Raw genomic sequence first — 21,530 nt, 5'->3', positions numbered from 1 at the left:
GCTGCGCACTGCCGCTCCCTCCAGCCGAACGGACCGGGTGTCGGTCGTCACACCTGCTCGGCGTCGCTGCATGCGCTGCAGCGACGCGCTCGCAAGAGCGCGCCTCGCGGTCGCGTGACCGGGCCTTCAGATCTCCAGCTGGTACGTCTCCGGGATGAACCGGTAGCCCTCGCCCTCCTTCTTGGCGTAGCCGAGCGAGGGGAACGGCATGTGGTAGCCGATGAAGGGCAGGCGCTCGGCAGCGATCCGATCGAACACCGCCTTGCGCGTCGCGGCCGCCATGTCCTTGTCCATGTCGAACTTCACCTGCCAGTCGGGCCGCTGCAGCGAGGCGACGAAGTGGTTGGCGGTGTCGGCCGTCAGCATCAGCGTCCGGTCGCCGGACTTGACCTCGAACACCATGTGGCCCGGCGTGTGGCCGAAGGCGTCCATGCCGGTGATGCCGGCGATCACCGCGTCGCCGCCGCGGATGAAGGTCATCTTGTCCTTCAGGGGCACGACGTTCTTCTGCACGAGGTCGGCGCCGCCGCTGCTCGGCCCGCTGCGCGCCGCATCGGAGGTCCAGAAGTCCCACTCCTTCTGCCCGGCGACGTAGCGGGCATTCGGAAAGGCCGGGCCGTCCTCCTCCATCAGACCGCCGATGTGGTCGCCGTGGAAGTGGGTGAGGACGACGATCGAGACGTCCTCCGGCTTGTAGCCGGCCTGGGGCAGGACGCTGCGCAGATGTCCCGAGCCGTTCGCGCGACCCATGGGACCCATGCCCGTGTCGAACAGGACGAGTTCCCCACCGATCTCGATCACGACCGGGTTGAACATGTTCACGAACTTGTCTTCCGGCAAATAATTTTCCCGCATCAGCGCAGCCATCGCCTCGGCCGACTGATCCGAGCCGAAGGTCGGATAGGGCCCGTCACCCGGACGGGTGCCGTCGAGGATCGTCGTGACCTTGGCTTCCCCGAGCGACACGCGGTGCCATTGCGGCGTCATCGCGCCGTTCGAAGTCTCGGATGAAGTCATGGAGGATCCGCTGGTTGAGGTGGAAGATTGCGCCCGTGCGAGGCCAGTCGCCGCGCCCACGCCTGCGATCCCACCTGCAACAGCGGCCGCCGCCTGCAAGGCCACGCGGCGTGTCATGCCCGTCTTTTCCGTCATCGTTCTCTCCCTCGACAGTGTGGTGTAGGGACCGGCCGATCGCCTCGCCATGCCCGGTCCGGCCTGCGGATCCCGCGTCACGCGGCAAAGCGCGCGCACGTCCCGCGGTGCTGCGGGAAAGCAGGAGCGCGGGCCGCCTGCGTCAAGGTGATGCACGCGGAGTTGAGCCCGGCGTCAGGTCGGCACGATAAGGTTGGTTGACAGTCCGGCGTTGAGCCGTAAGTGCTTGCCTGACTTCCGAGGCTCCCCTTGCAACGTATCGTTCCGATGGTGCTGGCCGTCGCGCTGTTCATGGAAAACATGGACTCGACGGTAATCGCCACGTCCCTCCCCGCCATCGCCGCCAGCATCGGCACCAGCCCGATCGCGCTGAAGCTCGCGCTGACGAGCTACTACGTGGCGCTCGCGATCTTCATTCCGATCTCCGGCCGCGTCGCCGACCGCTGGGGGCCGAACTTCGTGTTCCGTCTCGCCATCGGCGTGTTCATGGCCGGCTCCCTCGCCTGCGCCTTCGCCGGATCGCTGGAGGGCTTCGTCGCGGCGCGCTTCCTGCAAGGGATGGGCGGGGCGATGATGACCCCGGTCGGCCGCCTGCTTCTGGTGCGCGCGATCCCGAAATCCGACCTCGTCGGTGCGATGGCCTGGTTCTCGATCCCGGCGATGATCGGTCCGCTGGTGGGCCCGCCGGTCGGCGGCGCCATCACCACCTTCGCCGACTGGCGCTACATCTTCCTGATCAATCTGCCGATCGGCCTCGTCGGCATCTGGCTCGCGACGCGCTTCCTGCCGCGCGTCGACCGGATCAAGGGCATCCACTACGATCTCGTCGGCTTCGTCCTGTCCGGCTTTGCCTGCGCCGGCATCGTCTTCGGCTTCTCGGTGATCTCGCTGCCGGCGCTGCCGCCGATCGTCGGGATCGCGCTGGCGCTCCTCGGCTTCCTCGCCGCCGCGATCTATGTGCGTCACGCGCGGCGGGTGGAGCGTCCGGTGCTGGTGCTGTCGCTCTTCGAGATCCCGACGCTGCGCGCCGCGATCCTCGGCGGCCTCTTCTTCCGGGTCGGGGCCGGCGCCCTGCCCTTCCTGCTGCCGCTGATGCTGCAGCTCGGCTTCGGCTACTCGCCCTTCGAGTCCGGCCTCATCACCGTCGCCTCGATCGGCGGCGCGATCGCCATGAAGTTCGTCGCCAAGCCGATGCTGAAGCAACTCGGCTTCCGCGGCGCGATGCTCCTCACCTCGGTGGTCGGCGGCACCATGACCGGCATGATCGCGCTGTTCGGCCCGACCTCGCCGCTGGCGCTCCTGTCGGTGATCCTGCTCGTCGGCGGCTTCTTCCGCTCGCTCTTCTTCACCGGCGCCAACACGCTCGCCTTCGCCGACGTGCCGGCGCAGCGGGCGGGGGACGCGACGGCGATCCTCGGCACCGCCCAGCAGATTGCCATCGCCAGCGGCGTCGCGGTGGCCGGCGCGATCCTCGAGGGCGAGATGCTGATGGCCGGGCGCGACCACTCGACGCTCGCCGACTTCTCGCTCGCCTTCGTCGTGGTCGGCGTCATCACCGCTGCGGCAGCGCTCTTCTTCCTGCCGTTGCCGGTCGACGCGGGCGACGAGGTCTCGGGACGGCGCCTGCCGGCCGAGTGAGCCGGGAGCACGCCGCCTGCCGTCAGCCGAGCGGCGACCGCTCCGCGTCGGCGTCGGCGTCCGCGCTTTGCGGCTCCGTGTCATCCCGCGGCCGGTCGCGGCGCCCCTTGAACCCCTTCGCCAGGAGATAGAGCTCGACCGAATCCTCGCGCGAGGCCGGCGGCTTGACGTGGTGGACGCTGGCGAAATGCTGCTTCAGCATCGCCAGCACGTCGGCTTCGGTGCCACCCTGGAAGGTCTTGGTCAGGAAGTGGCCGCCTGGCTTCAGCGTGCGCACGGCGAAGTCGGCCGCCACCTCGACGAGGTGCATCGTGCGCAGGTGGTCGGTGCGGCGATGGCCGATGGTCGGCGCCGCCATGTCGGACAGGACGATGTCGGGCGGCCCGCCGAGCGCTGTGAGAAGCCGCTCGGGCGCGCTGTCGTCGAGGAAATCGAGCTCCAGGATCTCCGAGCCGGGGATCGGATCGACCGGCAGGTAGTCGATGCCGACGACCCGCAGGTCCTCTGCCGTCGAGCCAGTCGCCTTCACTGCCACCTGGCACCAGCCGCCCGGCGCCGCGCCGAGGTCGACAATCCGCTGGCCGGGCTTCAGCAGCTTGTGGCGCTCGTCGATCTCGATCAGCTTGTAGGCCGCGCGCGAGCGGTAGCCCTCCGCCTTGGAGCGGCGGACATAGGGGTCGTTCAGCTGGCGCTCGAGCCAGCGGCGCGAGGAGGCGGTGACGCCGTGCTTTTTCTTGACGTGGACGGTGAGCCCACGTCCGCCGCCGGTCTTCTTGGTCGTCATGCTCCGCGCCTTGCCCGTTCACCCGCTCCGCCGCGCCGCCAGACGCCGTCCGCCACCATCATCTCGGTCAGCAGCCCCTCGCGCAGGCCGCGATCGGCCACCCGCAGCGCCCGGGCCGGCCAGACCTTGCGGATCGCCTCCAGGATGGCGCAGCCGGCGAGCACGAGGTCGGCCCGGTCGCTGCCGATGCACGGGTTGGCCACGCGCTCCTCGAATGTCCAGGAGCACAACGTCGCGACCAGGCGGTCGACCTCCTCGTCTGTCAGCCACAGGCCGTCGACCTGGCGCCGGTCGTAGCGCTCGAGGCCGAGATGCACGCCGGCGAGCGTCGTCACCGTGCCGGAGGTGCCGAGGAGATGGAACCGCTCGGTCCCGACGATGGCGCCCAGCCGCGAGCGGCCCTCGAAGCGGTCGATCTCGCCGATGACCTCGTCCACCATGCACTGGAACAGCGCCGGCGTCACGTCGCGTCCGCCGTGCCGCTCGGCCAGCGACACGACGCCGACCGGCAGCGAGGTCCAGGCGACGATGTGGTTGGACAGGCGCCGGGTCGGGCCGGAGGAGAGGTCGAGGAGCGCGATCTCCGATGAGCCGCCGCCGATGTCGAAGAGCACGGCGCCCTTGGCCGAGCGGTCGACCAGCGAGCCGCAGCCGGAGACGGCGAGGCGCGCCTCCGTTTCGCGGCTGACGATCTCCAGCTCGAGGCCGGTCTCGCGCTTCACCCGCTCGATGAACTCGTCGCCGTTGGCCGCGGCGCGGCAGGCTTCCGTCGCGATCAGCCGGGCGCCTGCGACCGAGCGGGCCGCGAGCTTCTGGCTGCAGACGGTGAGCGCGGCGATGGCCCGGTCCATCGCCGGTTGCCCCAGCCGGCCGGTGCGGCTCAGCCCCTCGCCGAGCCGGACGATGCGCGAGAAGGCGTCGATGACCCGGAACTGGCCGGGCCGGGTGGGCACCGCGACGAGCAAGCGGCAATTGTTGGTGCCGAGATCGAGCGCCGCATAGACCGGGGGACGCACCCGCTCCTGCGCCGCGGGAGCCGGGGCCGTGTCGGCCACGGCCGCTCCATTGCGCCAAGACGGCGCATCGACGGTCGGCGTCGATGCGGCTTCGGTCACCGCCGGGCGCTTGCTGCCGGCCCGACGTCGCCGTCGGCGCTTTCTCCCGCCGCCGCCGGCATCGTCGGTGAGCGGATCGAGCGCGTCGACCGTGTCGGGACCAGCGACGGCCGTCGCCGGTGCGCCGCTCGCCTTGCGGCGGCGCCGCTTCTGGCGCTTCGTCGGCAGCTCGTGCTTCGGCGGCGGCGCAGCCGCTTCCCGCGGCGCGGCGACGATTGCCTCCTGCGCTGGCTGCTGACGCACGGCCGGCCGTGTGACGCCGGTCTCGGCGCGGACTCCCTTGACGAGCGGATCCCCGCGGGACCCGGAACTATCCCTGACTAGCGTGACCGGCGGATAGTTTCTCCCGTGATGCTCATGACTACTCACTACGTCTCTCCGGCGCCGCGCGGCCGGTTGGGCTGGCACAGGCGCCTCTCGTCCCTCAGTCGAACGCGAGTGTAGCAAGCCCTTGGGGAAGCACAAGGCTGCGCGGGGCGCGTGCACAGGTGCCGTGTGCCAGCTCCTAGCCCGCCGCGGCCACGCGACGTCGCTGCGCTGCTGCCGTCGGAACCGATCAAGGGCTCGGACCGCTGCGCTGCGACCACGCCGGGCCAAGCCGCCGGCGCCTGCCGCGTGACAGAAAGTTGTCGCACGGGCTTCACAGTCCGGGTCGGAGCCATTATACAGCGCCCACCGACGCGCTCGGCCCTGCTGGGGGATAGTTTAAGGGTAGAACAGCGGACTCTGACTCCGCTAGTCTTGGTTCGAATCCAGGTCCCCCAGCCAGCTCCCCTCGCGGGAATGCCAACCTCTTGTGATCGTTGACCTTTCTCTCCGGCTGAGAATCCTCTCGGCCGCTCCTGTTGTCGCTTGGGCCCAAATCTGATGCCCGGAGCTGATGCCCATGGCGTGCTCCGGCCAGCGTGAGGGGCAGTTCGGTGGCAACGCGACACGACGTCCAGAACCTTGAACGGCGCGGGCATACCTTCTATTGGCGCGCCAGGGTTCCTGTATGGTTTTCGGAAATCCCGAAGACGGCGAGGCTCTGCCACAGCCTTCGCCAGTCCGACCACGGCAAGGCGGCCTATATGGCCCGCCGTCTCAACCTTCTCCTCGCCGAACTCAGCGCGAGACGCTCCTGCGGTATGACCACGAAGTCTCAACTCGACCAGCTCTTCCGCTCCGAAATCGAGCGCATGACGGCGCATCTTGAGGACCTTGCCTTCGCTGCGCGCTACGCCGGCACCTACGACGACGTCAGGGAGATGGAAGCGGATATCGAGGTGGGGTGGGCTTACCGCCTGCTCCAGCTCTTCGGGACGGGTCGACGGCTGACTTTGGACAAGGATTGCCCAGGACGCGCTATCCTGACCCGCAACGGGATCCCGGACCCGCACATCGCCGTCATTGCGGCGACCCATCGCTCGGAACAGGCCGCTGCTCAAAACCCTGTCTTCGATCGTGAAATTCGCCAGCAGATGTCGGAGGTCGGCCTTCCGGACACGATCGCCAACCGCGAGCGCGCCAAGATGGAGATCTTCCGCGCCAAGGCGGACGCGCTCTTGAACGTCGGGACTCGCTGGCCTCTGATCGACCGCCGCCAGAACGCCCTTACTGCTTCGACGCTTCCGGAAGACGAGCGGCCGCAGTTTCTGCCTGACGCCACGCAGCCCGCTCCTGCCGAGGAGCCCGACGCATCTTCAGGAGAAGCGGCATCGCAGGAGCCGGAGCTAGCGGGCGGCAACGCTGTGCCTTCAGCCGACCCAGATCGGAGTCAGGCCCCAACCAGCCCGGCGTCGCCGGCGGAACGCGCGGCGCCAGAAGCTCCGGCCGGTGGTCCTGCTCTTGGCGAGGAAATCATTTCCGCGGCGCCGGTCGCGGCGGCCGAGGAGGCAAACCGCGCTGCACTCGTACTGGGACTTGCAGACTTCGAAGCCGAGTTCACCAAGCTGCGTAAAAACAAGGGTAACAACTGGACTGACGCAAGCGCCAAGGATGCCCATGTGCTGGTCGTCACCCTCCGCGACATCCTCGATGAGTGCGGCGTCCTGCACTCGGGTGAAATCCGGCAGCACCACATCGCCGCCTTGCGGCAGCACTTCAACGACATCCCGACGCATTACGGCAAAAGCGCCCGACTACGGATCATGAAGCCCGCAGCCTTGCGAGCATTCGCGGCGGAGCAGGTGGCCCGAGCCGTACGATTGAACAAGCCGTCGTATTCCGTGGGCCTGTCCGCGGCTACGATCCGGAAACATCTTGGCAATCTCGACACGTTCCTTCGCCATGTCAGGGCCAACGGCTACACCGTCGGCGACTGGGCGCTGGACGATCTCCGGCCAGCAAAACCTAAGCTCGGGACGATCCGCCTGGAACAGGTTAAGCCGTCCCCGGAGGCTATCCGCCCGATCTTCGACCTTCCGGTCTTCACCGGCTGCCTCGACGAGTTCAACCAGGACAAGCCGGGGAAGGCCGTCTTCCACAGCGCCAGCTACTTCCTGCCGGTTCTTTTCGTGTATCTCGGCGCGCGCAGGAACGAGTTCGCCGGACTGGCCACGCGGGACGTCATCGCCACCGCGAACGGACCGGCCATCCACATCCGCAACAACACATTCCGCACCATCAAGAATCCGCAGTCCGACAGACTGCTGCCCGTCCCGGACGAGCTGGTCCGGCTCGGTTTCATGGACTACGTCGCGGCAATCGAGAGGCTAGGGCACGAGAGGCTGTTTCCAGAACTCTACTCGCCGGCCTTGAAGACAAACGATCCCGGAGATCGTTTCTACAAGGACTTTGTACCCCTGTTAAAAGCCTCTCCCGTTTTGGCGGATGGCCTTTGGGAGCGAACGATCCACGCATTCCGTCATGGCTTGGCGAACACCCTCAAGCAACTGGGCGTCGAGATCGCCATCATCGATGACTTGTCGGGGCGTCTAGGGTCCGGCGAGACGCAGACGCGCTACACCAACGTCGCGGGCCTCAGCCTCTTGCGTGAGAAGCTTAGGCAGTACCCGATCATTACAGGCCACCTGGCCCCGACGCCTGTTCGACTTCTGCCTTGGGTCGAAGCAAACACTTCACCGCCGTGGGCGGGAAGAAAGCCAGGGGACAGGTTCACATCAGGCGGGCGCACTCCCGAGCGCCGATGAGGTCGGTTGAGTCCAATCGGCTCGGACCGCGTCACCTTCGGTAGTGCCGCTTCGCAGTTCATGGTCAGCGTCGGCGGCATTTTTACAGCATCCCACGCCTCTCGTGTCAGGATCGTCGAGGCCGATACGGCGGCCGACGAGCCCACATCCCTGAGGGCGGCACGCTAATCGACGCCCACGGCCTAGCCGGCAACGGCTCGTCCCCCCGGCTCGCTTCCGCGAGATCGCGGGGGGACCACTTCCGTCTTTCGTACAACAGGCGCGGCACAGCGCGCGGCAGTCTCATTGCCGGCGCATTTCTTCCATGGCGCCACGGCTAACCACTTTTACCAGCGACTATCCAAGGTTTCCCGTCCGCGGCATACCGGCGACATAGCCGACCTGCGCCGCGTAGCGGTCGGCGTAGTTCGCATTTATCAGCGGCTCAAGCACGTCTTTGACCTTGTCGTGCAGGCCTTTCTCCCAATCGCCCGGGTGCTGGAAGTTGGACATGATGTAGGTCCAGCCATTGATGTTGTCGACGGATTGGAGACCGGTCGATTCCGCACCCGAGGGGGTGGAAAGGATGCGGGCGGTCGCACCGGTGTCGACGTTGTAGGCCCACAGGAAGTTGTTGACGTGCATGCCACTGTCCTCGCCGACGAAGAGGGTACGCATGTCCTCAGAATATTTTATGTTGTCCGGATTCGAGACCTTGTCGGGGTTGGCCTTGTTGCCGAGGGCGTCGGCTTCGGCGAGGTCCTCGCCCGTCATGCCGGGTAGGCCGGCCATGTGGATCGGCACCCATTGGGAGTCGATGGCGCGACCGGCATCGTCCGCTACGCCGCCCGAAAGATCGATCTGGTAGACGGCGCCGGCAGCCGGGCCCTCAACCTTGATGTCGGTCGAGCCGTCAGTCATCGTCTTGTAGATGTAGCTCATCGCCACATAGGCCTTTTTGTCGGCCGCATTGACGGTGGTGCCTTCCCACTTGGTGAAGCCGAGTGTCGCCCCCTTGAGCGCGGCGTAGCGATGGGTCTCGAGGAAGGCCGCGGCCTGTTCCATTCCCGGCTTCAGCTTCACCCATTCGGTCTTTCCCGAATAGGGGATCTTGGTGAAGGAGGCGTCCTTCGGATCCTCGGTCACGCGCTCCATGATGTCGGTGGCCTTGAGGGTCTTGGCGAATGTCTCGACCTCGTCGCTGGTGGCGTGGCCGAGATGGATCCAGGTGAGATCCGCCGCGCCGGGGCCCTTGCCGTCGGTCTGGTGCCACTTGCCGGCATAGAGATTGCCGGCGGAGAGATCCTCGGCATTGTCGGCAACGAACATGAAGGCGCCGCCATTGGTGAAGTCGTCGCCCATCAGGACGGTGCGGCTGTCCGGGCAGACCTGCACCAGCTCGTGGGAGATCCGGCCGAGGCAGTAGTGCTTGGTGACGGTGCCGGTGCCGTCGGCCGCGACCTTCACCTCGGGGATGTGGTTGTAGAGATAGGGGTTGGCCTTGGCCGGATCCTTGGCGGCCTCCGGATCACCGTAGAGGTTGGCGATATAGGCGAGGAACTGCTCGTCCTCGTCCCAGGCAAAGGCGTTGGTCGGGTATTCCTCCGACGACAGATGGGTGTTCCAGGGCGAGCGCGAGGCGCCGCAGGTGATCCACAGGCCGTGCGAGGGCGCGGTGTCGACATTGTCGTAGCGCACCAGCTTGAGATGGCCGGTGTTGGGATCCTGGTCGAAGGTCATGACCGCGATCGGCGAAGGCAGGCGGCCGTACATGTCCTCCTTGGCGAGGTTGCGGCTGGTATATTCGAACTGCACGACGGCGAAGACCGGGTTGCCGGTGACGCCGAGAGCGGCCTTGTCGGCGCCCTCGATCGGCTGCAGCAGGGTCATGCCGTCCGGGCAGTCCGAAAACATCTGGCGCGAGATGCCGGCCTCGGAAGTGTCCATGATCGGCCGGCCGTGGATGTCGTAATAGCCGCCGGCGACCACCATCTCGCCGTCCTTCGACGGCACCTTGTCGCCGGTCTTGAAGAACGCCTGGTAGGAAAGGTCGGCGGACTTGGCGGCCCCGTCGGCGCCCTTGAGCGTCAGCTTGGAGCCCACCGTCACGCGGGCCATGGCATCGGGATCGTTCAAAGCCGGCGCGGCCATGCCTTCAAACAGCGCCGTGCCCGGCATGCCGGCGGCAGAGCCGTGCGTCGCCTGCATGACACCATCGGCATAGGCCATGCGGGAGATGGGAAGCGCGATCAGTCCTCCCCCGATGACCTTGATGACGGAACGGCGCGAGAGCGTTGATGGCTCGGTCATGAGATGGGGATCCTTTGATGGAAAAATCATGGTTGGTAATGTTGTTACGCATTGCGACCTAGAATTATTCCAGGATTTTTGCAGTGCGATGACAGCCCCCCTTGCTGTCGCGCGTCGATTGCGATGCTTCAGCCCCGAAACGCCATCGCTTCCAAGTTCGGCCACGGTCTTGATGTCGAAGACGGGACGGGGAACATGGAGAGGTCGATGGGGGACTTCCGGAGAGCGGCGAGACTGGCAGCGTCGCAGGCGGCGCGATACCGGAACCTGGCGCTTCAGGTAATCGCGGTCGCGACCCTAGCCCTGGCTGTCACGGCGGCCGGACCGGCGCTGGCGAAGTCCTCGATCGGCATCGGTAGTGCCGAGGTCACGCCACCTACGAGCGGTATCATGGGCGGCTTCTTCGCCGTTCTGATCGGCTATCAACGGGAGTTCTTCACCGCTCTGCGCCACTCCCTCGTCGCGATGAAGACCGAGCCTGGTGGGATCGCTGTCCTCGTCGGAGTGTCCTTCGTCTACGGCATTTTCCACGCCGCCGGCCCCGGACACGGCAAGGCGGTGATCTCCAGCTATATCTTCGCCAACAAGGTGCAGCTTCGACGTGGCATCCTACTGTGTCTCATCTCCTCGCTCGTTCAGGCCTGTTCCGCTCTGGCGATCGTCAGCGCCGGCTGGCTCGTTCTTCGCGGCACCGGGGTGTCAATGACCATGGCGTCCGATGTTGTGGAGATGACATCCTACGCCCTCGTCGCGTCATTCGGAGCCTGGCTTCTGGTCCGCAAGCTCGGGCGTCTTGCGCGCCATCCCGTGGCGGTGCCGGCGCAGTCCTTCTCGGAACCGGCTCTCGCAGGCCTGCCCGGTCGGTTCTCGACACTTGGCAGCGGCTCCCACGGCTTTGCGGCTGCGCGTGGTTTCGCGTCGGACGTCTGCCGGGGAGACGTCGATGAGTGCGGATGCGGCCGCGCCCACATGCCGGATCCGGCGCAACTGTCTCGCAGTCGCCTTTCTTTCCGCTCAATGGCCTCGGCGGTGCTCGCCATGGGTCTGCGTCCATGCTCTGGCGCGATCGTCGTTCTGACCTTCGCTTTGATCAACGATCTTTGGCTGGGGGGTCTCCTGTCAGTCTTCGCGATGGCCCTTGGTACGGCGATCACAGTCTCGGCCATAGCAGCTCTCGCCGTCTTCGCCAAAGGCGCCGTCTTGCGCGCCGGAGGGAGCCGCATCTGGCTCGTCGATTCGCTTGAGGTTGCCGGTTCGACGCTCTTGCTTCTGGTCGGCATCGCGCTGCTCGCGGGGGGAATCCAAAACTTCAATTGAGATACGGGGGCTGGCGGCCGGATCGGGAACGACGTGGCTGCTTCGTCGGTGGCAGGGACGCCATGCCGGGCCACGCACTGCTGCTACCACCCACCGAGGAATCACTCGCGAAGCTGGGATTTCGCCAGGAGAGGAGCCCGACAATCGACTTCGAGCCGCGTTGCCAAAGCCTCCGAAAAGTTGATCCCGTCCTCCGGAGGCGCTTCGTCGGGGCTCAGCTTCGAGAGGGTGTCCATCCAGATCTTTTCGGCTTCGTCGGGTGTCGGCGCGACCATCTCATGGTGGCAGGCGGCTGGCATACCCTTCAGGGTGAATCTGGCGGCATCTGGAAAATCGAATGCGACGAAGTACGTCTTGTCGAAAGCAGTCAGCGTCACCGGCGTCGTCGTCAGGTTGATTGGCTTGCGAAGCTGCATATCGAAGCGGAATAGCAATTTGCCGGTCCTGTCATCCCACTCGACCTGGAATGTCTTCGGAGGAAGGAGCGCGACCTCCTCACCCTGGACCTTGACGAAGGTATAGAAGGACCATTCCGCAATCGACTTGCGCACCTGTTCGCCCACGGCCGCCAGTTCGGTCTTGTCGAGCTTACCGTTCGCGTTGGCGTCGAAATCCGGTATGACGCTGGCGGAGAACAGTTCGTCCATGGCCCAAACGTTCGTGAGGCCCGTGAGACGGCCGTGGCCGTCGCCCTGGATCGTCATTCTCGCATCGACAAAGACGTGTGGATGAGCCAGTACCGGGACGGCTGAGGCGAGCCAGACACCGACGATGCTGCCCGCCCTTCCTGTGCCTGCCATCATGCTTCCTTCCGATCCGCGCCTGAGCACTCACTCCCATACTATGGCGACAGTTCGTCAGCCGGATGGGCTTCAGGCTCGGTGCTTTGCTGCCGATGAGGGGTCATGATCCTGCCATTCGGAGCTGCTGCAAGTCGGACCGAAAGCGAGTTTTGAATGACTGTTGGCGCATCTCTCGGACAAGGTGGCATTGCCGTCGCGGCTGCCTCTATGATGATCTTGCTATTTGCCGCTCCAGCGACAGCTCATCCGCACGTCTTCGTCACCGCGACGGTTCAGTTCGTCGGCGACGGAAAGGATAAACTTAATCTGGTTAGGACAGGCTGGGTCTTCGACGAGATGTTCTCATCGTCTCTACTAATGGACTTCGATGCTAACGCAAACAACAAGCTCGAACCGGCCGAGTTAACCGAGATTGGTCAGACTGTCCTCGGGTCGGCGAAGGACTATAATTTCTTCACATTCCTGAAGGACGCAGGGAGACCTGTCGCGCTGACCGCTCCAAGCAATTTCCGCGTTCTCTTCGAGAACGGCCACTTGGTGCTCTTGACGGAGATGGCCGTCGTCAAGCCCTTGAAGCTTACACGAGCAAATCTCACCCTGTCGATTTACGATCCGAGTTTCTACGTCTCATTCGATGTCGGCAGCGACGAGCACGCCCTCCTTACCGACATGCCAAAGGGCTGTCGCTCATCGATCTCGTCCGACACGCCAACGGATGGTGCCAGCGCCTGGCTGAATCAGGTCGCGGGCCTAAGCAAGTCGCAGACCATTCCGGCGGACGGCATCAACTATGCCGAGCTGTTGTCGACGAAAGTAAACGTCGCCTGCCCCTGATGCGGCACGCTTCAAACTATCAGACGCTTTTTGCCGTCGAAGTCCGATCGCCTGGTCGAGAGGCAAGGCGGCTGATCACTAAGGAGGCGGTCTCCTCAGGAAATTCCTCGTAGAAGGAGAGCTTGCCCTCTGTCACGATGCTCGAGTGGACGTTCGGCAGGGCCGCCAGCGCATCCATCTCAGCCTTGGACTTGGGCGGACAGTCGTCGCCATAGATGACGTCAATAGGCGCTTGGCAAGCTCTCGCTGCATCAAGAAATTGCTCTCGGCTATTGAAACGATCGAGTCCGCCCGTCACGAAACGGAGTGAAGCGTGTCTCGCGCCGGGCGCATCGGTCACGCAGCGTTTGCTTTTCATCCAATCCGGTGTCAACCGCCTCCGGTCACGATACACGTGTGCACCAACCATCATCCGGATCATCGGCGCATTGACGTTGGTGCGGTAGAGAGCTTCTCCCAACACGGGAAGATCAACCGCCTGAGCCACTCGCCGGAAGATCGGCAGGCGCCTGCCAAACATCGTCGGCAGAGGTCCGCGCCAGGTGGGTGAGAGAAGTACGAGGCGACCTGCTCGGCCCGTACGCTCTCTCTCGCTATCCAGTACGTAGCTTGCGGCATGTCCTGCTGAAAGCGTGGCGTATGGCGCCTGCAGGACCTCGTCCAGAACGTGGTCCAGAAAGGCCGACAGTGCGGTGGGCGACCATGCGATTGCGGGCCGGGGCAGATCGCCGAAGCCAGGCCAATCGACCGACACCGTCGTAAAACTGGCCGCCAGACGCCGCTGAAGCGGCGCAAACTCCTGGCGCGTCGAGATGGAACTGAGGGCCGGCAGAAGCAGCACCAATGGGCCTTGCCCCACCGACGTGACGCCGATCCGGACGGTCTGCCCGTTCCAGGCCCACTCGAGTTCCTCAACACTTTCGTTCCTCAAGCAGCCATCCTGTCGAAGGTGCAGTGCCGTCCCGCGTTCGACAAGAACGCGAAGCACGGCGATCGGGGACAGTTCTTTCCGACCATCTGGATTGGTCAGCCGCATCCGACGCAAGCTGCGGCAGACTTGGTCCATCGCAGCGTACGCAATGGGTGGAAGATCAACTCGCGATCTGCTTTAGGTCGTCAAATAAAATATCAACGAGCAGCTTGTGTACACGCACTATCTCGATCTGCTCGCCCGGACGCATGATGCCAATGACGGTTTCGATATCGGGACAGTCCTCGTCCCGGCAGGCGATCTCGGCCACCGATATCGCCACGCCGTCGTCGAGATCATAGATGCTTCGAGTCCAGGCCTTGATTTCATTCAGTCTCCGCGGAAGGGCGCGGCTGCGGGGGGCAAGGGGGTTTTCGGACACGCTGGAGCTTTCTCAACCCGTCGATGCAGGAACCCGGCTCGCGCCGAGTCCCCGCAGAAGTTTGCGCTACGCGACCGCCTCGACCCTTGCCCGGCACTTCATGAATCCGTCTTCGATGATCTCCCGCGGCAGATTGCGACCGATGAAGACGATGCGGCTGAGCCGCGCCTCGTCGGCCTTCCAGGCGCGCTGGTGATCCCCTTCGAGAAGCATGTGGACGGCCTGGATTACATATCGGTCGTCGTCGCCCTCAAGGGCGATGATTCCCTTCATGCGGAGCATGTCGATGCCGAAGTGCTGGGCGACGGACTGGATCCAGGGAAAGAACTTTTCGGGATCAAGCGGCTCGCGGCTGGTCAGCGAGAAGCTCGTCACGGCATCGTCGTGCTCGTGGTCATGGACCTCGTCCATAAACTCTGGCTCGATCTCGAGGACGCGTGCAAGATCGAACGCGTTCTGGTTCATCACCTGATCGAGCGGCACGTCGCAGCGCGTGGACTGACGAATGACCGCCGTCGGGTTGATCTTGCGTATCCGCCCTTCGACCGTCTTCAGCTCGTCCGGGGTCACTAGGTCGGCCTTGTTGAGAATGACAATATCGGCGAACGCTAGCTGTTCCTGCGCCTCATGGGCCTGATCTAGCTCACCGAGAAGGTGCTTGGCGTCGACGACGGTCACGATGGCGTCGAGCTTCGTCTTCTGGCGAACCTCGTCGTCGACGAAGAATGTCTGGGCGACGGGAGCCGGATCGGCGAGCCCAGTCGTCTCGATGATGATGGCGTCGAAACGGTCGCGCCGGCGCATCAGGCTTTCAATGATGCGGATGAGATCACCGCGCACGGTGCAGCAGATGCAGCCGTTGTTCATCTCGAACACTTCCTCGTCGGCGTCGACGATCAGGTCGTTGTCGATACCGACTTCGCCGAACTCGTTGACGATGACGGCGTATTTCTTGCCGTGCTGTTCGGAAAGGATGCGGTTCAAGAGCGTCGTCTTGCCGGCTCCGAGATAGCCGGTGAGGACGGTGACGAGCGTCTGAGGTGTCTGCGGAAGGGGCATGAGGCAATCTCCGGTGATGTCAGTTGGCGTTTCGCCGGGCACGCGGAAGGCGAAGACTTGCCGCTCGCGAGCGAAGCGTTTCGGACACGCCCTTGCCGAGGGCTGCGAGGATCTGACGGAAGGGGTTTGCGTCGGGATCGAGGGTGGATTCGAAAAGCTCGCGCACCGGTTCGGGATCGATCCCGTCGGTGATGAAGACGAGCCGCGTCCGGCGATCCTCGCTCGGCCAGTCCTCGAGCCGCACCGGCGGATACACGACATGCTGGACGGCATGGACCACGAGGGGCCGCTCGAGATTTTCGGCGATCGCGATCAGGCCCTTGGCGCGAAGCAGGCGCGGGCCGGCATGGCCAGTGAGCACGGCGAGGAAATGCTGGATCGCCTTCTCCGCTATCGGTTCGTCGCGAATGATTGTGAAGGTGCGGATGCGCCCGCCATGGCGGTCGAACAACGATGGCGGCGAAGCCTCGCCGCCGGCCCCATGCGCAGCGCCCTCTACGCGCAGTGCGGTCTCGAGCGCCAGCCAGCCGGCCACGTCCTCGCCCAAGGCGACGGGTGCATAGCGGCGCGGTAGAAAGAGCGCCGACGGATCCTTGCCGTCGCAGATCTGCGCGGCAGGGTTCAGGACGGCGAGGCGCGACTTGAGGGCGTCGATGTCTTTCAAGGTCACCGGGTCGCGGGCGAGATCCATCTTCGTCAGGACGATCCGATCGGCGAAAGCCACCTGCTTGCCCGCCTCGAAATGGTTCTCGATAGAGAGGTCCCCGGTAACGAAATCGACAAGGGTGACGACGCCCGCAAGGTCGAAATGACGAGCGACCAAGTGATCACGCAGCCCCATCGCCGGCGTTCCGCCCGGAATGAGTTCGTTCACGAGAGGTGCGGGGTCAGCGAGCCCAGTTGTTTCGACGATGACTCGCGAGAAAGAGGCCTCACCGGCGGCGGCCAGTTCATGGAGTTCGCAGAGCGTCGAGCGGATGTCGCTGCCGATCGTGCAGCACAGGCAACCGGTCGTCGTGCGCGACACACGTGAGCGGCCTTGGCGGACAAGGTCATGGTCAATCGCCACATCGCCGAACTCATTGATGATGACCGCCGTATCGGCAAACGCCGGATCGCCGAGGACGCGGTTCAGGAGCGTCGACTTTCCCGCGCCCAGGAAGCCGGTCAGGAGGAAGACCGGGATCTTCGTCATGCCTCGACCTCCTGACAACCAAGACAAAGGCCGGCGAGCTCGACGGTCGCCGTCTCTGCAAGGAAGCCGGAGCCGCGTGACAGTTTAGCGAGCTGCCGTTTCAGCTCAGCATCCTCGATCGCGTCGGTCTGGCCGCATTGCGTGCAGATTGTCACCGCCACCTGCCCGCCTCCATTGCTCGGCTTTCCGCAGATCGCAAAGGCGTGCAGGGTTTCGATCTTGCGCGCCTTGCCCTCGCGGACGAGCTTGTCCAGCACGCGGTAGACCTGGAGCGGCGAGCGAATGCCATCGGCGTGCAGCAACTTGAGCAGCTCGTAAGCTCGCATGGGTCTGCCGGACTTTAGCATCGCGTCATAGACCAGTTGCTGGTTACGACCGGGCCGCAGCGCCTGCCTTTCCTCCGACGCGCTCGCGTCCATGCCGCCAACTCCGTTATAAAATAACGTTTTGATACGAATGTGATAACATAACGTAGTTAGCCGTCAAGAGAGGACGACGCTCGTCTACAAGCGGCACTCGACCGCGCCGCGAGACGCAGATCCAGACGATGATACGTAGTTCTGCTTCAATCTGCCACGATCCGCCGATAGACGCCTTGCTTATTGCGGAGGCGAGGACGTGATCCGAAAAATGCTGTTGCGCCGTCTATTCTCAATGACGGGTTCCGTCCTCGCCATAGGCTTGGCCATCCCTGGGGCGGCGGAAGCGGCACCACCGGCCGGGCTGCCAGACTGGCTCAGGCCCCATGTCGGCGATGGCGACGGGCAGATCGCTCCGATCATCCTGCAGCGGGCGCAGGCGCTCTATCGCAGCAAGGTCGCCTCCGGCATCGTCAAGAACCCCTGCTACTTCGCGATGGATGCGACGCGTCCGAGCGATCTCGGCAACGGGCGGATCGGCGAACGCTTCTACATGATCTGCGAGGCGGACCAGTCGTTCCGCGCCTTCTCGGCCGGCCATGGCAGCGGCCGGAACCTCAGCGGCATCGTGGATGTCTCGAACGGCCGCGAATGCGCGAAGAACTTCGGCAATGCGCGCGACGCACTTCTGACCACAGGGGGATCCTATGTGACGGCCGAAGCGCGCGCCTCCTTCAAGGGCTACTATCGCTCATCCGGGCAAATCGTTGCATTCTCCCGTCCCTTCGTGCAGTTCGATGGCGAAGGCGACACCGCCAATGCCCGGACCCGTGCCATCGGGGGGCATCCGGCACAAGTGCTGCGCGGACTTTGCCGACGCAGGGACGCGGCGAGCCCGCATGCTGACGCGAAGGGCTATGTGACCTTCGGTACGCTGGTGGATTATGCAGCCGGCCGCAGCAACGGCTGCACGAGCTGGTCGGCAGCCGACGCGGCCCGGATCATCCCGGTGATGCAGAACGACCCGACGACACTCTACATCTATCCGGAAGCGCGCGACATCGAGGCGGTCGCCGCAGCCGCCCAGGCCGGCCGATCTCCCGCCAGCGCAGGCACATACTGGAACCCGACATGCCTGCAGCAGATCGGCAGGCCGCGGTTCTGGCCGGCGGCGACGCTCGAGCCTCTCATCGCACGCTACAAGGCCGCCCATCCCGCGCCGCCACCAGAGCCTCTGCCCATCTGCAAGTAAACGTCGTCTCGATAAGGCGGACGTGACGATTCGACGGGTCGCACCGAACCCGCTCGTCCTTTGCGTTGTCTCCGAACGACGTCAGCTTGCAGCGCTGAATACGGCATGGCGCACCGTGAGGTGTGGGTCCTGAGTTCGAAGCAAGTATGGCTCTCGTAGGCGCTTGAAACCCGGCGGTGGCGCATGCGCCACCGCCGGGCTGCCATCGATGCCGCTGCGCGGCAGCGGCATCGATCAGATGTTACGTCATAACATACCGAAAGTCGAGTCCGAATGCGTGTTGCTGCCGCATCTGCGCAGGCCATGCACGCCGCGGCTGGCCTGAGGTTGAAGCGCTTTCATCGGACAACTCCGAGGCGGAACCGGCCGGCTGCAGTTCACGACCGGCCCCGTCCGATCACTTCGAGATCGCGCCGGCGATCTGATCGGTGTTGTAGCGCATCATCGCGAGATAGGTGGGCGCCGGACCATCGGCAGGCGACAGCGCTTCGGGATAGAGCTCGCCGCCGGCCACCGCTCCCGTGGCGCCGGCAACCTGCTTGACCAGGCGGGAATCGTTGGAATTCTCGAGGAAGTAGACCTTCACGCCCTCTTCCTTGATCTGGTCGATCAACTGCGCGACGTCGGCGGCCGAGGCCTCCGTTTCGGTCGACACCCCGAGCGGCGCCAGGAAGGTCACGCCGTACTCGCGGCCATAGTAGCCGAAGGCGTCGTGGCTCGTCAGCACCTTGCGCTTGTCTTTCGGGACCGCACCGATGGCTTTCTTGATCGAGGCGTCGAGGTCTTTCAGCTTGGCACGGTAGGCGTCGGCGCTCTTGCTGATGTCGGCGGCATCCTCGGGATCGGCTGCGACAAGCGCCTTCTCGATGTTGTCGACCCAGATCATGACGTTGGCCGCGCTGTTCCAGACATGCGGATCGGTGACGGTCTCGCCGTCCTCGTCCATCTCGTGCGTCTTGATGCCCTCGGACACCACGATCGGTGTCTTGGACGAGCCGGCTGCCTTGGCGAGACGCTGGAACCAGCCTTCGAGGCCTTCGCCGCTGACGAAGGTCGCATCCGCCGCCTTGAGCGCCTTTGCATCGTCCGGCGTCGGTTCGTAATCGTGCGGGTCGCCATTGGCCGGCACGAGGCTCTTCACCTCCACATGCTCGCCGCCGACATTCTTCACGACGTCCGCGAGGACGGTGAAGCTGGCGACGACATCAAGCGTCTTGGCCGATGCGGACGCGCCCATCATCAGGCTGAGCATCGCCGCCCCGGCGGAAGCGAGAAGCGTTTTGTTCATGCAATCATCTCCTTGGTTCTAGCCCGCGAGATGCGGGCGCTTGATGAAGCGCCGAAGCGCGCCGGACGGCCCGACGAGCAACGAGACGCCGTAGATCAGGCTGGCGGTCAGGATGATCGTCGGCCCGGAGGCAAAGCTGAGGTGGTAGGAGACGAGCAGACCGAGGAAGCCTGCGGCGGCCGCGCTCGATGCGGCAACGACGAACATCATCGGCAGTGTGCGCGCCCAGAGCTGGGCAATGGCCGCGGGCAGCATCATCATGCCCACCGCCATCAACGTGCCGAGCGCCTGGAATCCGGCGACGAGGTTGATGACCACCAGCAACAGGAACAGGAAGTGATAGAGAGGCCCGCGTCCGCCGACGGCCCGCAGGAAGCCGGGATCGAAGCACTCCGCCACGAGTGGCCGATAGACCAGCGCCAGCGCCAGCAGCGTGAAGGTGGTGATCCCGCCGACAAGGACGATCGCCTGGGAGTCGATTGCGAGGATCGTTCCGAACAGGATGTGCAACAGGTCGATGTTGGAGCCGCGCAAGGAGACGATGAGCACGCCGAGCGCCAGCGAGGTCAGATAGAAGCTGGCGAAGCTCGCATCCTCCTTCAGGTCCGTCGCACGGCTGACAAGGCCCGACAGGAGAGCGACACTCAAACCTGCAATCAGCCCGCCAAGCCCCATCGCGAGCAGCGAAAGGTTGCCGACGATCAAGAACCCGAGCGCGGCGCCCGGCAGGACCGCGTGGCTCATGGCGTCGCCGACGAGGCTCATGCGTCGCAGCATCAGGAGCACGCCGACGGGACCCGAGCCCAGCCCGAGCGCGACCGACGCCACGAGAGCGCGGCGCATGAAGCCATAGTCGACGAACGGTTCTATCAGGAGGGAATGAAGCGTCATGCCGAACTCCCCGACGCGCGCCTGCAGACCTGCGCGTCGCTGTCCCACGCTTCCGCCATCGCACGAGCCCGCAACAGATTAGAGGGCGACAGCGCCTTCTCCGTCGGCCCCCAGTCGATCATCTCGCGGGCGAGCAGAAGCGTCTGGGGAAAATGCGCGCGCACCTGCTCGAAATCGTGCAGCACGGTGATTACCGTGCGACCCTCGCCATGCCAGCGCACCACGAGATCCAGAAGGTCGGCCGTCGTGCGGGCGTCGATCGCCGTGAACGGCTCGTCGAGGACGATAACCCGCGCATCCTGGAGCAGCAGCCGGGCGAACAGCACACGCTGGAACTGGCCGGCCGATAGCGCCCGGATGGAGCGAGCCTCGAAGCCTTCCAGCCCGACCGCGGACAGGGCTTCCCGAGCTCTCCCTGCGATCGTGCCCGTGATCCCGCCGAACGCTCCGACCTGCCGCCAGGCGCCGAGCATGACAGTGTCGGCGACGGTCAGAGGGAAGTTGCGGTCAATTTCCGCCGCCTGTGGCAGATAGCCGATATCGCGCGACGAGAGTCCGCCGCGGTCGATCGACCCCTTTGCCGGAGACAGCTCCCCCATGAGCGCCTTCAGGAGCGTCGACTTGCCGGCACCGTTGGGTCCGGCCACCGCCGTCATGCTGCCCGGCGCGAAGGCGCCTGACAGGTGATGCACCGCGGGGTGGCGGTCATAGGCGACGGTGACGTCGTCGAAGCGAATGGGCGATCCGCTCAAGGCAGCGCCGCCGCCCAGCCGATCGCCAGCCACAGGGCGGCGAGTATCGCCAGAACCCCGGCGACGCGGTGGAGCGCGGGACGCGCGATCAGGGATGTGGAGAGAGGGTCAGGGCGCAGCATGTCGAGGTCCGTCGGTGGACCTTCGGCTTACGCAAAATGAAATAACATTACAAGCGTCGCCCGTATGCACCGCGTCGGGACGTCGCACTCCGGTCGGCCAACTCGCGTCGATGCGCGCGCTGCCAACGGACCGCGCACGGACCTTTGGTCATTGGTGAACCCCGGGTGTTGGGCGGCGTCGCCGCGCCTCGCGGTCT

General features: G+C 65.0%; 19 protein-coding genes and 1 tRNA gene. 6 read left to right on the top strand and 14 right to left on the bottom strand.

The window, feature by feature from the left end:
- Nucleotides 1-126: 126 nt before the first annotated feature.
- Nucleotides 127-1,152, bottom strand: a complete 1,026-nt coding sequence (locus NPA30_RS12195; protein WP_256802972.1) for an MBL fold metallo-hydrolase — start codon at nucleotides 1,150-1,152, stop codon at nucleotides 127-129.
- A 249-nt stretch (nucleotides 1,153-1,401) separates the two neighbouring features.
- Between NPA30_RS12195 and NPA30_RS12190 the strand changes: the two genes are divergently transcribed.
- Entirely contained in the window at nucleotides 1,402-2,790 is a 1,389-nt protein-coding gene (locus tag NPA30_RS12190) for an MFS transporter (RefSeq protein ID WP_256802971.1), read from the top strand.
- A 22-nt stretch (nucleotides 2,791-2,812) separates the two neighbouring features.
- On the opposite strand, the gene NPA30_RS12185 is transcribed toward NPA30_RS12190, so the two are convergent.
- Together NPA30_RS12185 and NPA30_RS12180 are read right to left on the bottom strand one after the other, a co-directional pair.
- Entirely contained in the window at nucleotides 2,813-3,574 is a 762-nt protein-coding gene (locus NPA30_RS12185; protein ID WP_256802970.1) for an RlmE family RNA methyltransferase, read from the bottom strand.
- Complete coding sequence (locus tag NPA30_RS12180; RefSeq protein WP_256802969.1) at nucleotides 3,571-4,932, bottom strand: Ppx/GppA phosphatase family protein; 1,362 nt, start codon at nucleotides 4,930-4,932, stop codon at nucleotides 3,571-3,573. The genes NPA30_RS12185 and NPA30_RS12180 overlap by 4 nt, the downstream gene beginning before the upstream one ends.
- Before the next feature lie 451 nt (nucleotides 4,933-5,383).
- On the opposite strand from NPA30_RS12180, the gene NPA30_RS12175 reads away from it, so the two are divergent.
- Both NPA30_RS12175 and NPA30_RS12170 read left to right on the top strand, forming a co-directional pair.
- Nucleotides 5,384-5,457, top strand: a tRNA-Gln gene (locus NPA30_RS12175).
- A gap of 152 nt (nucleotides 5,458-5,609) precedes the next feature.
- Complete coding sequence (locus NPA30_RS12170) at nucleotides 5,610-7,820, top strand: site-specific integrase (RefSeq protein WP_256802968.1); 2,211 nt, start codon at nucleotides 5,610-5,612, stop codon at nucleotides 7,818-7,820.
- Nucleotides 7,821-8,156: 336 nt separating this feature from the next.
- Here NPA30_RS12170 and NPA30_RS12165 read toward each other — a convergent pair whose 3' ends face one another.
- Nucleotides 8,157-10,109, bottom strand: coding sequence for a PhoX family protein (locus NPA30_RS12165; protein WP_256802967.1), 1,953 nt, complete (start codon nucleotides 10,107-10,109; stop codon nucleotides 8,157-8,159).
- Nucleotides 10,110-10,316: 207 nt separating this feature from the next.
- Here NPA30_RS12165 and NPA30_RS12160 point away from each other — a divergent pair, with 207 nt between their 5' ends.
- Nucleotides 10,317-11,426 carry a nickel/cobalt transporter gene (locus NPA30_RS12160; protein WP_256802966.1) on the top strand — a complete coding sequence of 370 codons (1,110 nt, stop codon included), beginning with the start codon at nucleotides 10,317-10,319 and terminating at the stop codon, nucleotides 11,424-11,426.
- Between the two features lie 101 nt (nucleotides 11,427-11,527).
- On the opposite strand, the gene NPA30_RS12155 is transcribed toward NPA30_RS12160, so the two are convergent.
- A complete protein-coding gene (locus NPA30_RS12155) occupies nucleotides 11,528-12,229 on the bottom strand; it encodes a DUF1007 family protein (RefSeq protein WP_256802965.1) in 702 nt (233 codons plus the stop codon).
- Between the two features lie 153 nt (nucleotides 12,230-12,382).
- Between NPA30_RS12155 and NPA30_RS12150 the strand changes: the two genes are divergently transcribed.
- Nucleotides 12,383-13,063 carry a DUF1007 family protein gene (locus NPA30_RS12150; RefSeq protein ID WP_256802963.1) on the top strand — a complete coding sequence of 227 codons (681 nt, stop codon included), beginning with the start codon at nucleotides 12,383-12,385 and terminating at the stop codon, nucleotides 13,061-13,063.
- Nucleotides 13,064-13,082: 19 nt separating this feature from the next.
- Here NPA30_RS12150 and NPA30_RS12145 read toward each other — a convergent pair whose 3' ends face one another.
- From NPA30_RS12145 to NPA30_RS12125, 5 genes are all read right to left on the bottom strand, one after another.
- Entirely contained in the window at nucleotides 13,083-14,099 is a 1,017-nt protein-coding gene (locus tag NPA30_RS12145; RefSeq protein WP_256802962.1) for an alpha/beta hydrolase, read from the bottom strand.
- Between the two features lie 55 nt (nucleotides 14,100-14,154).
- Nucleotides 14,155-14,415 (bottom strand): nitrate reductase, encoded by a 261-nt coding sequence (locus tag NPA30_RS12140; RefSeq protein WP_256802961.1) that lies wholly within the window; start codon nucleotides 14,413-14,415, stop codon nucleotides 14,155-14,157.
- A gap of 66 nt (nucleotides 14,416-14,481) precedes the next feature.
- Nucleotides 14,482-15,474, bottom strand: coding sequence for a CobW family GTP-binding protein (locus NPA30_RS12135; RefSeq protein ID WP_256803247.1), 993 nt, complete (start codon nucleotides 15,472-15,474; stop codon nucleotides 14,482-14,484).
- Nucleotides 15,475-15,493: 19 nt separating this feature from the next.
- Nucleotides 15,494-16,669, bottom strand: a complete 1,176-nt coding sequence (locus NPA30_RS12130) for a CobW family GTP-binding protein (RefSeq protein ID WP_256802960.1) — start codon at nucleotides 16,667-16,669, stop codon at nucleotides 15,494-15,496.
- A complete protein-coding gene (locus NPA30_RS12125; RefSeq protein WP_256802959.1) occupies nucleotides 16,666-17,088 on the bottom strand; it encodes a Fur family transcriptional regulator in 423 nt (140 codons plus the stop codon). The genes NPA30_RS12130 and NPA30_RS12125 overlap by 4 nt, the downstream gene beginning before the upstream one ends.
- A 211-nt stretch (nucleotides 17,089-17,299) precedes the next feature.
- Here NPA30_RS12125 and NPA30_RS12120 point away from each other — a divergent pair, with 211 nt between their 5' ends.
- Nucleotides 17,300-18,280, top strand: coding sequence for a hypothetical protein (locus tag NPA30_RS12120; RefSeq protein WP_372338796.1), 981 nt, complete (start codon nucleotides 17,300-17,302; stop codon nucleotides 18,278-18,280).
- Between the two features lie 397 nt (nucleotides 18,281-18,677).
- Here the strand turns inward: NPA30_RS12120 and NPA30_RS12115 are convergent, their stop codons facing one another.
- Genes NPA30_RS12115 through NPA30_RS12100 form a run of 4 tightly spaced genes read right to left on the bottom strand, consistent with a single transcriptional unit; the run spans nucleotide 18,678 to nucleotide 21,333 of the window.
- Complete coding sequence (locus NPA30_RS12115; RefSeq protein ID WP_372338795.1) at nucleotides 18,678-19,568, bottom strand: metal ABC transporter solute-binding protein, Zn/Mn family; 891 nt, start codon at nucleotides 19,566-19,568, stop codon at nucleotides 18,678-18,680.
- An 18-nt stretch (nucleotides 19,569-19,586) separates the two neighbouring features.
- A complete protein-coding gene (locus NPA30_RS12110; RefSeq protein WP_256802957.1) occupies nucleotides 19,587-20,459 on the bottom strand; it encodes a metal ABC transporter permease in 873 nt (290 codons plus the stop codon).
- On the bottom strand, nucleotides 20,456-21,244 hold the full coding sequence (locus NPA30_RS12105) for a metal ABC transporter ATP-binding protein (protein ID WP_407944104.1): 789 nt from the start codon (nucleotides 21,242-21,244) through the stop codon (nucleotides 20,456-20,458). The genes NPA30_RS12110 and NPA30_RS12105 overlap by 4 nt, the downstream gene beginning before the upstream one ends.
- Entirely contained in the window at nucleotides 21,208-21,333 is a 126-nt protein-coding gene (locus NPA30_RS12100; RefSeq protein WP_256802955.1) for a hypothetical protein, read from the bottom strand. The genes NPA30_RS12105 and NPA30_RS12100 overlap by 37 nt, the downstream gene beginning before the upstream one ends.
- Nucleotides 21,334-21,530 lie beyond the last annotated feature (197 nt).

Source organism: Mangrovibrevibacter kandeliae (assembly GCF_024519155.1).
GTDB classification, from domain to species: domain Bacteria; phylum Pseudomonadota; class Alphaproteobacteria; order Rhizobiales; family Rhizobiaceae; genus Mangrovibrevibacter; species Mangrovibrevibacter kandeliae.
Note: the sequence above shows the minus strand (reverse complement) of the source record. Positions and strands in the feature narration are given on the sequence as shown.

What these genes read in the sequence shown, in the direction of transcription:
- NPA30_RS12195 (WP_256802972.1), bottom strand. Translation starts at nt 1,152, where the DNA reads ATGACGGAAAAGACGGGCATGACACGCCGCGTGGCCTTGCAGGCGGCG.
- NPA30_RS12185 (WP_256802970.1), bottom strand. Translation starts at nt 3,574, where the DNA reads ATGACGACCAAGAAGACCGGCGGCGGACGTGGGCTCACCGTCCACGTC.
- NPA30_RS12165 (WP_256802967.1), bottom strand. Translation starts at nt 10,109, where the DNA reads ATGACCGAGCCATCAACGCTCTCGCGCCGTTCCGTCATCAAGGTCATC.
- NPA30_RS12160 (WP_256802966.1), top strand. Translation starts at nt 10,317, where the DNA reads ATGGGGGACTTCCGGAGAGCGGCGAGACTGGCAGCGTCGCAGGCGGCG.
- NPA30_RS12155 (WP_256802965.1), bottom strand. Translation starts at nt 12,229, where the DNA reads ATGATGGCAGGCACAGGAAGGGCGGGCAGCATCGTCGGTGTCTGGCTC.
- NPA30_RS12150 (WP_256802963.1), top strand. Translation starts at nt 12,383, where the DNA reads ATGACTGTTGGCGCATCTCTCGGACAAGGTGGCATTGCCGTCGCGGCT.
- NPA30_RS12145 (WP_256802962.1), bottom strand. Translation starts at nt 14,099, where the DNA reads ATGCGGCTGACCAATCCAGATGGTCGGAAAGAACTGTCCCCGATCGCC.
- NPA30_RS12135 (WP_256803247.1), bottom strand. Translation starts at nt 15,474, where the DNA reads ATGCCCCTTCCGCAGACACCTCAGACGCTCGTCACCGTCCTCACCGGC.
- NPA30_RS12130 (WP_256802960.1), bottom strand. Translation starts at nt 16,669, where the DNA reads ATGACGAAGATCCCGGTCTTCCTCCTGACCGGCTTCCTGGGCGCGGGA.
- NPA30_RS12125 (WP_256802959.1), bottom strand. Translation starts at nt 17,088, where the DNA reads ATGGACGCGAGCGCGTCGGAGGAAAGGCAGGCGCTGCGGCCCGGTCGT.
- NPA30_RS12120 (WP_372338796.1), top strand. Translation starts at nt 17,300, where the DNA reads ATGCTGTTGCGCCGTCTATTCTCAATGACGGGTTCCGTCCTCGCCATA.
- NPA30_RS12115 (WP_372338795.1), bottom strand. Translation starts at nt 19,568, where the DNA reads ATGAACAAAACGCTTCTCGCTTCCGCCGGGGCGGCGATGCTCAGCCTG.
- NPA30_RS12110 (WP_256802957.1), bottom strand. Translation starts at nt 20,459, where the DNA reads ATGACGCTTCATTCCCTCCTGATAGAACCGTTCGTCGACTATGGCTTC.
- NPA30_RS12100 (WP_256802955.1), bottom strand. Translation starts at nt 21,333, where the DNA reads ATGCTGCGCCCTGACCCTCTCTCCACATCCCTGATCGCGCGTCCCGCG.